The sequence below is a fragment of the Massilia glaciei genome (assembly GCF_003011895.2).
In the GTDB taxonomy this organism is placed as follows: Bacteria; Pseudomonadota; Gammaproteobacteria; order Burkholderiales; family Burkholderiaceae_D; genus Telluria_A; species Telluria_A glaciei.
In genome coordinates this window covers 1-1,557 of record NZ_PXWF02000193.1, presented here as the reverse complement: position 1 = coordinate 1,557, position 1,557 = coordinate 1, and the positions used below count along the sequence as shown (strand labels likewise).

At 62.4% G+C, this 1,557-nt stretch carries 2 protein-coding genes and 1 pseudogene; 1 reads left to right on the top strand and 2 read right to left on the bottom strand.

The features are described 5' to 3' along the window. Both C7C56_RS29830 and C7C56_RS11795 read right to left on the bottom strand, forming a co-directional pair. Positions 1-146: pseudogene (locus tag C7C56_RS29830) on the bottom strand (acyl-CoA dehydrogenase); the annotation flags it as partial. 86 nt (positions 147-232) lie between these two features. Continuing rightward, complete coding sequence (locus C7C56_RS11795) at positions 233-742, bottom strand: flavin reductase family protein (RefSeq protein ID WP_106757591.1); 510 nt, start codon at positions 740-742, stop codon at positions 233-235. Positions 743-871: 129 nt separating this feature from the next. On the opposite strand from C7C56_RS11795, the gene msrA reads away from it, so the two are divergent. Continuing rightward, positions 872-1,399 (top strand): peptide-methionine (S)-S-oxide reductase MsrA, encoded by a 528-nt coding sequence (msrA, locus tag C7C56_RS11790; protein WP_106757592.1) that lies wholly within the window; start codon positions 872-874, stop codon positions 1,397-1,399. The last annotated feature ends 158 nt before the right edge of the window (positions 1,400-1,557 follow it).

Below are 1,557 nucleotides of genomic sequence, written 5' to 3'. Positions count from 1 at the left end.
TCGAGGATGCGCGGCTGCAGCTTGTCCTGGCAGTAGGAGGCGGTGGCGTCGCGCACCATGCGCTCGTCGTCGCTTAATTGCAAGTTGAGCAACAGCGGATCATCCCAATGGAACTGGGCTTTGCGGGGCGCTTCGGATCGGTTCATGGTCTTCCAATATCGTTGTGGTCAATGGGAGGATGACAAAATTGTCTATACGAGTTGTATAGACCGCTTTTGCCGAATCCGCAATTTTACTCCGTTTGCGTGCTTGCAAATTGCCCGCGGTGAAAAATGAGCGAGGCTTGCGGCTGGGCCGAGCAATGTTCGACCTCGCCGACGAAGATCACGTGGTCGCCCTCGGGGTAGCGGCTGCGGTTGTGGCATTCGAACCAAGCCGAGGCGCCCTTGAGGATGGGCTGGCCGGTGCGCGAGAGCGTGTACTCGACGCCCTCGAAGGGGTTGTCGCCGCGGCGCGAGAAGCGCTTGGCGAGCTCGGCCTGGTCGGCGCCGAGCACGTTGATCACGTAATGGGAGTTGCCGCTGAAGATGGGCAGGCTGTTGGCGCCGCCGCCGAGGCTCCAGAGCACCAGCGGCGGGTCGAGCGAGACCGAATTGAAGGAACTCGCCGTGAGCCCGCGGAAGCTGCCGTCGGCGAGGCGGGTGGTGATCACGGTCACGCCGGTGGCGAATTGCGACAATGCCTGGCGAAACTGCAGGGTGTCGAATTCGCGCGCTTCGGCGCGGGGGGAGCTTGTATTCATTTGCGACATTATGCCAAAGAAGTCAGGGCGCGGGTTTCCGTCTTGGGCGCTTTGCGTTACAGTATGCGCATACAGCGCCGGTCAATCCGCTGGTCAATCCGCCGCTGAATCTTATTTATGGAGTTCGACATGACGACGCTAACTGCGATCCTGGGCGGTGGATGTTTTTGGTGCCTCGAGGCCGTCTACCTCGAAATGCGCGGTGTCACGCGGGTCGAGAGCGGCTATATGGGCGGCCACCAGGAGCGGCCGACCTACGAGCAGGTGTGCGCGGGCACGACCGGCCACGCCGAGGTCGTGCGCGTCGAATTCGACCCGGACCAGATCGGCTACCGCGACATCCTCGAGGTGTTTTTCACAATCCACGACCCGACCACCCCCAACCGCCAGGGCAACGACGTCGGCACCCAGTACCGCTCGGCGATTTTCTACGAGACGCCCGAGCAGGAGGCGCTCGCGCGCCAGGTCATCGCCGAGATGGCCAATGTGTGGGACGCCCCGATCGTGACCGAACTGGGCCCGGCGGTGACCTGGTACAAGGCCGAGGACTACCACCAGAATTATTTCGCGCAGCACCCGGAGCAGGGCTATTGCGCCTTCGTCGTCGCACCCAAGGTGGCCAAGTTCCGCAAGATGTTCGCCGGGCGCATGAAGTAGGGCGCCCTCAACAACGACGCCCCGGAAGCCTGTCGGGCGATGGGTTCCACACCGCGTCGCCAAACCCGGTCTTGTCGTCCCCGCGGACCCGGCCCAAAAGCTAAACCGAGCGGAAATTTTTTGTCGTCCGGAACCAGGGCTGTCGCACCAAAAGTCGT

Coding starts and splice junctions, on each gene's coding strand:
- C7C56_RS11795 (WP_106757591.1), bottom strand. CDS start 742: ATGAATACAAGCTCCCCCCGCGCCGAAGCGCGCGAATTCGACACCCTG.
- msrA (WP_106757592.1), top strand. CDS start 872: ATGACGACGCTAACTGCGATCCTGGGCGGTGGATGTTTTTGGTGCCTC.